Origin of the sequence: Microvirga sesbaniae, assembly GCF_025460805.1 — a bacterium.
In the GTDB taxonomy this organism is placed as follows: Bacteria; Pseudomonadota; Alphaproteobacteria; order Rhizobiales; family Beijerinckiaceae; genus Microvirga; species Microvirga sesbaniae.
In genome coordinates this window covers 65846-73479 of sequence record NZ_JAMXFJ010000002.1, presented here as the reverse complement: position 1 = coordinate 73479, position 7634 = coordinate 65846, and the positions used below count along the sequence as shown (strand labels likewise).

Genomic DNA, 7634 nt, shown 5'->3' with positions numbered 1-7634 from the left:
ATCATTTCAGCTGGGCCCCCAATGGGGGGTTCCCTTTGGGGGCCCGAGGCTCCAGGCGGCCGGCGGCCGTTCCCGCAGGAGGCCGCCGGATTTGTCCGGCTTAGAGCATCGGACGGAAAAGTGGATCCGGTTTTCACTAGCGTGGCCCTTCGGGTCGCTGGCGCGGCCCGCTGGGTCCGTTCTGACCGATGCTCTCATTCGAGAAGAAAGCATCGGATGGATCCCAAAAGGGCAAGTCCACTTTTCACGTCCGATGCTTTAGTCGTTGTCGTCGTCGAACTCGGGCGCAGCCTTGAGCTGATCCACCGGGATGCTCACCAGGATCCGCACGTCGTCGTTCCGCGCCGCGGAGGCGCCGCCCGTCTGCCCCGATCCCTGGACCGATCCGGTCGTCGCCGCGTCGGCGGTGTTCATCTGAACGGCGCTGAGGGGCAGGGCCACCGTGCGGTCGCCGATCCCCTCGTCCACTTCCACGACGACCGCGACGACACGGCCGCTGCGATCGAGCACCAGATCCTCCACGTCACCGATATCCTTGTTGTCGGCCCCGACCACATCCTCGTCCATGACCTTCGAGGCCAGCATCTGGCCCGGCTCGAGCCGCGTGATGAAGCCCGGCGCCGGCGAGGTCTGGGCCATGGCCGCCGAGGCGAGGAGGACGGAGCCGAGAAGGCTGGCCGTCAGCAGAGTCTTGTTCATTGGTTCGAGTCTCCAGTGCGTTTTCGACAGGAGCGTAACGCACCGAGAGCGAGTCGGTTCTGAAGCCAAGCTCAGATCAGGCGCAGGCCTTTCAGGCTGGCATGGCCCTCGCGGCCGACGATGATGTGGTCATGAACGGTGATCCCCAGCGGCTTGGCGATGTCGATGATCTCGCGGGTCATCTTGATGTCCGCCGAGGAGGGGGTCGGATCACCGGACGGGTGGTTGTGGACGAGGACCAGGGCCGAGGCCGAGAGTTCCAGGGCCCGCTTGATGACCTCGCGCGGATAGACCGGGGCATGATCGACTGTGCCCGATTGCTGAATTTCGTCCGCGATGAGCGCGTTGCGCTTGTCGAGGAACAGGAGCCTGAACTGCTCCTTGTCCATGAACGCCATGGCGGCCCGGCAGTAGTCGATTACCGAGGCCCAGGAGGACAGGACCGGACGCTTGGCCACCTCACCTTTCGCGAGGCGCCGGGCTGACGCCTCGACGACCTTCAGGTCGGTGACGACGCTCTCGCCGATCCCTTCGACTTCCATGAGCCGGGTCGGGGAGGCCGCCAGCACCTCGGCGAAGGTGCCGAAGCGCTTCATGAGCTCCTTGGCGATGGGCTTCACGTCCCGGCGCGGGATGGAGCGGAAAAGGACCAGCTCCAGCAGCTCGTAATCGGGCAGCGCGTCGCCGCCCACGTCGAGGAAGCGGGCGCGAAGACGGTCCCGATGGCCATGGTAATGGGGGTTGTCGTCGCCGCTCATGCCCTCCCGCCGCTTCTGCCTGCCGCCGTTCCGGCACGGATGTCCGGAGCGGCAACGTTACTATGTAGGCACGAAGCGGGACGTCAGGCTAGTGTCAAGCTGCCGTGTAGGGCGGCTTGTCCAGGCCCTTCGGCGAGAAGGTGAAGACCTCGACGCCGGTCTCGGTCACGCCGACCGTATGCTCGAACTGGGCCGACAGGGAGCGGTCACGGGTCACGGCCGTCCAGCCGTCGGCGAGCACCTTCACCTGCGGGCGGCCCAGATTGATCATGGGCTCGATGGTGAAGAGCATCCCGGGCTTCAGCTCCACGTTGTAGGCCGGTTCCACGTAGTGGAGGATCGTCGGCGAGTCGTGGAAGACGCGGCCGAGGCCGTGGCCACAGAAATCCCGCACCACCGAGCAGCGCTCCGCCTCCGCGTAGGACTGGATGGCCGCTCCGATGTCGTTGGTGCTCGCGCCCGGCCTGACCGCCGCGATGCCGCGCATCAGGCATTCATAGGTGATCTCGCACAGACGCTGGGCCCGGCGCGGCACCTCTCCCACGTAGTACATGCGGCTCGAATCGCCGTGCCATCCGTCGAGGATCAGGGTCACGTCGATGTTCATGATGTCCCCGTCGCGCAGGGGCTTGTCGTTGGGGATGCCGTGGCAGACCACGTGATTGATGGAGGTGCAGATGGTCTTCGTGTAGCCGCGATAGTTCAGGCAGGCCGGGTAGGCGCCGTGGTCGCGGATGAACTCGAAGGCGAGCTTGTCCAGGTCGTCCGTCGTGACGCCGGGCTTCACGTGATCGGTCAGCATGTCGAGGCATTCGGCCGTCATCCGGCAGACCCGCCGCATGGCCTCGAAGGCCTCCGGCCCGTGGAGCGGGATCTCGGCGGCGCGCCTGCGCTCGACAATGTCGGTCTCGGTCATTTTCGGTCCCTGATCTGATGTCCGGAATGTAAGGATCGGCACGCGGGACGCAAGCAAAGACCTTCTGCCCCGCTTGCGATTGGCGCCCGAGGGTGTCATGAGCAACCCTGTTCATCCCAACCGACCGCCGTGGATTCCCGCTTAATGAACGATTCTCGCCCTTTCGGCGATTTTGCGCCTTCAGGACTCACCCGCTGGGTGATCGACCGCACGCGCGGGCTGCCCGAGGGCTGGGCCGGCCGCCGGCTGGCCCTGATGCTGCGCCGTCTGGCGATGAAGACCCTGAAGGGCCTGCCGCTCGACCTGGAGACCTTCGGCGTCCGGATGCGGCTCTATCCCTACAAGAACGTCTGCGAGCGGCGCATCCTGTTCACGCCCCAGTACTTCGATGCCGATGAGCTCAGGATCCTGAGCTCGCGGATCACGGATGGCTTCACCTTCATCGACATCGGGTCGAATGTCGGCTGGTATGCCCTCTCGGTCGCCCGGGAAGCGGGCTCCGTCCCGACCCGGATCCTGGCCGTGGAGCCGCAGCCCGAGATCTTCGACCGTCTGATCTACAACATCCGCCAGAATCCCTCCGGCACCATCAAAGCCGTGGATTGTGCGGTGGCGGACAAGACCGGCGAGCTCACCCTGTTCCTCGACCCCCTCAACCGGGGCGAGGCGAGCCTGAAGATCGTGAACTCGAGCCAGACGGACGCCATTCGCGTTCCGGCCGTGACCATGCTGGAACTCCTGAAGCGGGAGGGGCTGAACCGGGTGGACGCGATCAAGCTCGACGTGGAGGGAGCCGAGGACCTGGTGCTCGACCCGTTCTTCCGCGATGCGCCGGCCTCCCTCTACCCCGCGCTCCTCATCATCGCCAATGTTCCGGAACGGTGGCAGATCGATGTGGTCAAGCTCCTGAAGGGCAAGGGCTACCGGCAGATCCTCGAGACCAGGATGAACCTGGCCTTCGAGCGCCGCTGAGGCTCCGGTCTACCGGGGCGTGACGATCTCCACCGACCGGTCGATGACCACTTCCTCCCGCGTGATGCGGCAGACATAGGCGTAGGATTCCACCCCGGAGGCCAGGGCGTGCCGGAAGGCGCGGTCGTAGGCCGGGTCGATGTCGCGCGCCACGTCGAAGCGCCCGGCCTCCATCTGGATGACGTAGACGAGGGCGGCCCGGGCCCCCGCGGCCACCATGTCGGCGAGTTCGTAGAGGTGCTTGGCGCTGCGGGCCGCGACGCAGTCCGGAAACTCGGCAAAGCCCGCCTCCCGCATGAGATGACAGTTCTTCACCTCGAGGTAGCAGGGCGGCTGCCCGGTCGTCTCGAGCAGGAAGTCGACCCGGCTGTTGCGGCCGTACTTCACCTCCGGGCGGATCCGGTCATACCCGGCGAAGGGCGCGAGGCGACCGTCCGCCAGGGCTTCGGCGACCAGGAGGTTCGGCCGGGACGTGTTGATGCCGACGAGCTGGAGGGGACCGCCGCCGGCCGCCACCTCGACGAATTCCCAGTTGTATTTGAGCTTGCGGTTCGGATTCGTCGCCCGGGACAGGAACACCCGGCTGCCGGGCTCCTTCAGACCCATCATGGCGCCGGGATTGGCGCAATGGGCCGTGACCACCTCGCCCGTGTCGAGGGCGATATCCGCCAGAAATCGTTTGTAGCGCTCGATGAGGCGGCCCTCGAGCAAGGTTTCGTGAAAACGCATCGAACTCCAACGATCGGCCGAAAAATCCCTCGTAGCAGGGGAGAAGGCTGCGGTTCAACCGAACCGTTGCTTGAGAATTGCCGTTTCTGAGTCTAAAGCCCCTCAAAAGGGATCGCAGCGCATGGCCGTTTCCGTTACAGCCGCCCTTCTCATCATCGGCGATGAGATCCTCACGGGCCGCACCAAGGACAAGAATATCGGCTACATCGCCGAGTACCTGACCGGGATCGGCATCGACCTGCGCGAGGTGCGCGTGGTGCCCGACGTGGAGGCGGAGATCGTGGCGGCGGTCAACGCCCTGCGCGCCCGCTACACGTATCTCTTCACCACCGGGGGCATCGGCCCCACCCATGACGACATCACGGCCGATTGCATCGCCAAAGCGTTCGATGTGGGGATCGGGCATGATCCGCGGGCGGTCGCCATGCTCCGGGAGCGGTATCAGCCGCACGAGCTGAACGAGGCGCGCCTGCGCATGGCCCGGATTCCTGAAGGGGCCGATCTGATCGAGAACCCGATCTCCAAGGCTCCCGGCTTCCGCATCGGCAACGTGTTCGTCATGGCGGGCGTGCCGTCGATCATGCAGGCCATGCTCGACATCGTCGCGCCGTCCCTCCAGACCGGCGCCCGCATGGTCATCGAGACCATCGAGGCCGAAGGGCTGGCGGAGGGCATCTATGCCGAGGGCCTGAGCCGGATCGCCTCTTCGAACCCGGACGTGTCCATCGGCTCCTATCCGTCGTTCTCGGCGAGCGGCTTCCGTAACCAGATCGTCGTGCGCGGCAAGGACCCGGCGGCGGTTGCCGGAGCCAGTGCCGCCGTTCGCGAGCTCCTCGGTCGCCTCAAGGGTGACCGGGCGCCTCTGTAAGGTTTATCGTCTCCCCCTGAAAGCCCACGAAGAGCACAACGATGTCCCCGACCTCCCCCAAAGCCTTTCCCGTCTCCTGGGATCAGTTTCACCGCGACTGCCGGGCTCTCGCCTGGCGCCTGGCCTCGGCCGGCCCCTTCGAGGCGATCGTCTGCATCACCCGTGGCGGCCTCGTGCCGGCCGCCATCGTGGCCCGCGAGCTCGACCTGCGGCTCATCGAGAGCGTGTGCATCGCGAGCTACCACGACTACAAGAACCAGGGCGATCTCCAGGTGCTGAAGGATATCGCGCCGTCGATCAAGGCGGTGGGCGACGGCCAGGGCAAGGGCGTGCTCGTGATCGACGACCTCACCGATACCGGCAAGACGGTCAAGATCGTGCGGGACATGCTGCCCAACGCGCATTTCGCCGCCGTGTATGCGAAGCCGGCCGGCCGGCCCCTGATCGATACGTTCGTCACGGAAGTGAGCCAGGACACCTGGATCTACTTCCCCTGGGATATGGGCCTGGCCTACCAGGCTCCGATCCGCGAGGGATCGGCGGGTTAACCGGAGGCAGGGAGCGCCCGTGGCCGCATTCGACATCGCCGGGTTCGACATCGAGCGGACGCGCAAGAGCCTTTTCAGTGCTCTCCTCGATGCCCGGGACCGGTTCGGCCGGAACAAGGTCGCCCTGGAGGACCTGGAGCGCCAGCCGATCACCTTCGGCCGCCTCGTCCTGGGGTCCCTGGTCCTCGGACGCAAGCTGGCGAGCCTGACGGCGGAGCGCGAACCCATCGGCGTGCTTCTCCCGAACGTCCAGGCGATCGCCGTCACCTTGTTCGGACTGAACGCGTTCGGGCGCGTTCCGGCTTTCCTGAACTTCACGGCGGGGCTCAAGAACCTGACGGCGGCCTGCGAACTGGCCGGGATCGAAACCATCGTCACCTCCCGCCGCTTCGTCGAGCAGGGCAAGCTCGACGACATCGTGGCCACCCTGGGGGAGGGACGGCGGATCCTGTGGCTCGAAGACGTGCGGGCGAAGCTGACGAGCCTCGACAAGCTGCGCGGATTGATCGATTCCTGGATGGCACGGCGCGTCCATGCCGGGGCCCGGGTCGAGCCCGACGATCCGGCCGTGCTGCTGTTCACGTCCGGGTCGGAAGGGGTGCCCAAGGGCGTGGCGCTCTCGAACGCCAACCTGATCGCCAATGCCTATCAGGTCAAAGCGCTCGCGGGCGACGTGCTGCAGCCGACCGACGTGTTCTTCAACCCGCTGCCGATCTTCCACTCCTTCGGCCTGACGGCAGGTCTGCTGACGGCCGTTCTCAACGGGATGAAGTCGGTGCTCTATCCGAGCCCGCTCCATTACCGGCAGATCCCGAAGCTCGTCGCCGGAACCCGCGCCACGATCATGCTCGCGACGGACACCTTCCTGCAGGGCTATGCCCGGGCCGCGGGCGAGAACGACCTGGCGAGCGTCCGCTACGTCATCGCCGGCGCCGAGCGGGTGAAGGACGAGACGCGCAGGCTCTGGTCGCGGTACGGGACCGTGATTCTGGAAGGCTACGGCGCCACCGAATGCTCGCCCGTCATCGCCGTGAGCCTGCCGGATCGCAACCGCCCCGGATCCGTCGGGCCGATCCTGCCGGGAATCGAATGGCGCCTCGATCCGGTCGAGGGAATCCACGAGGGCGGCCGTCTGCACGTGCGCGGCCCGAACGTCATGAAGGGATATCTCGACTCGACCGCTCCGGGCGGGATCCGTCCCCCGGTCGACGGATGGCACGATACCGGCGACATCGTCACCGTGGAGGACGGGATCGTGACCATCCGGGGACGGGCGAAGCGCTTTGCGAAAGTGGGCGGAGAGATGGTGTCGCTGGCCGCCATCGAGGCGACCGTCCAGGCCCTCTGGCCGGAGAACAGCCATGTGGTCGTGGCCATCCCGGACCCGCGAAAAGGCGAGCAGATCATCCTCATCACCGACAAGGCCGATGCGGACCGGGATGTGCTGCTGGACTACGCGAGGGGCCAGGGTTTTCCCGAGCTCTGGATGCCCCGGTCCATCCTGGTCTCGGGAATTCCCGTGCTGGGCTCGGGCAAGACCGATTACGCCGCCGCCGTCGAGCTGGCGCGGCGCCTGCAGCCGATGCTCTAAAGCATCGGACTCAAAAGCGTCCCACCCTTCGGAGCCTCATCCGAGGCTCCCTCTCTTGACCGGCGCATCGTCGGGCGCGGCCCTCCGGGTCCGCAGGATGGGCCAGATCCGCTCTCGGATCCTTGAAGAGCGAAGCCGCGTCACGCCGGTAACCAAGCACCGATTCCACCGTTGATATGCGCGACATCGCTCCCTGCCGGGCGTGTCCGTACGAAGGGTTCGGTGATGAGAAGAGTTGCTCTTGTTTTGATTGCCTTCGTCACCGCGTCGAGCGCGGTGGCTCAGTCCCGGCCCATGACGCCGAGCCTGACATGCAACCAGGCCCGCGGAATCGTTTTCTCGCGGGGCGCCGTCGTTCTGGGCACGGGCACCTATACCTACGACCGCTACGTTCGGGATCGTACCTTCTGCCAGTTCAACGAAACGATCGAGCCTGGATTCGTGCCGACCAGGGATACGCCGCAATGCCCGGTCGGCTATGTCTGTCGCGACAGCGACTACTTCCTCGACGACTGAGGCCGGCCAAGGTCGTCGAACGCCATCTGCCCGAATG

Annotated in this window: 9 protein-coding genes; 5 read left to right on the top strand and 4 right to left on the bottom strand. The window is 65.9% G+C overall.

The genetic code is table 11. The features are described from left to right. Window positions 1–258 precede the first annotated feature (258 nt). The 3 genes from OCW50_RS03040 to map all read right to left on the bottom strand — a co-directional run bounded on the left by OCW50_RS03040 (window position 259) and on the right by map (window position 2373). A complete protein-coding gene (locus OCW50_RS03040) occupies window positions 259–699 on the bottom strand; it encodes a PRC-barrel domain-containing protein (protein WP_262296398.1) in 441 nt (146 codons plus the stop codon). Window positions 700–770: 71 nt separating this feature from the next. Then, the gene (gene radC / locus OCW50_RS03035) at window positions 771–1457 is read right to left on the bottom strand and encodes a RadC family protein (RefSeq protein ID WP_262296397.1); all 687 of its coding nucleotides are present in this window, start codon (window positions 1455–1457) and stop codon (window positions 771–773) included. Window positions 1458–1551: 94 nt separating this feature from the next. Then, window positions 1552–2373 (bottom strand): type I methionyl aminopeptidase, encoded by an 822-nt coding sequence (gene map / locus OCW50_RS03030; RefSeq protein WP_262296396.1) that lies wholly within the window; start codon window positions 2371–2373, stop codon window positions 1552–1554. Between the two features lie 144 nt (window positions 2374–2517). On the opposite strand from map, the gene OCW50_RS03025 reads away from it, so the two are divergent. Continuing rightward, a complete protein-coding gene (locus tag OCW50_RS03025) occupies window positions 2518–3345 on the top strand; it encodes an FkbM family methyltransferase (protein ID WP_262296395.1) in 828 nt (275 codons plus the stop codon). A gap of 9 nt (window positions 3346–3354) precedes the next feature. Here the strand turns inward: OCW50_RS03025 and sfsA are convergent, their stop codons facing one another. Beyond that, window positions 3355–4074, bottom strand: coding sequence for a DNA/RNA nuclease SfsA (gene sfsA, locus OCW50_RS03020; RefSeq protein WP_262296394.1), 720 nt, complete (start codon window positions 4072–4074; stop codon window positions 3355–3357). A 121-nt stretch (window positions 4075–4195) separates the two neighbouring features. On the opposite strand from sfsA, the gene OCW50_RS03015 reads away from it, so the two are divergent. From OCW50_RS03015 to OCW50_RS03000, 4 genes are all read left to right on the top strand, one after another. Then, window positions 4196–4942: a competence/damage-inducible protein A gene (locus OCW50_RS03015; protein WP_262296393.1), complete on the top strand. Its 747-nt coding sequence runs from the start codon at window positions 4196–4198 to the stop codon at window positions 4940–4942. Between the two features lie 41 nt (window positions 4943–4983). After that, a complete protein-coding gene (gpt, locus tag OCW50_RS03010; protein WP_262270609.1) occupies window positions 4984–5490 on the top strand; it encodes a xanthine phosphoribosyltransferase in 507 nt (168 codons plus the stop codon). Window positions 5491–5509: 19 nt separating this feature from the next. Next, on the top strand, window positions 5510–7081 hold the full coding sequence (locus OCW50_RS03005; protein WP_262296392.1) for an AMP-binding protein: 1572 nt from the start codon (window positions 5510–5512) through the stop codon (window positions 7079–7081). 225 nt (window positions 7082–7306) lie between these two features. Beyond that, a complete protein-coding gene (locus OCW50_RS03000; RefSeq protein ID WP_262270611.1) occupies window positions 7307–7597 on the top strand; it encodes a hypothetical protein in 291 nt (96 codons plus the stop codon). The last annotated feature ends 37 nt before the right edge of the window (window positions 7598–7634 follow it).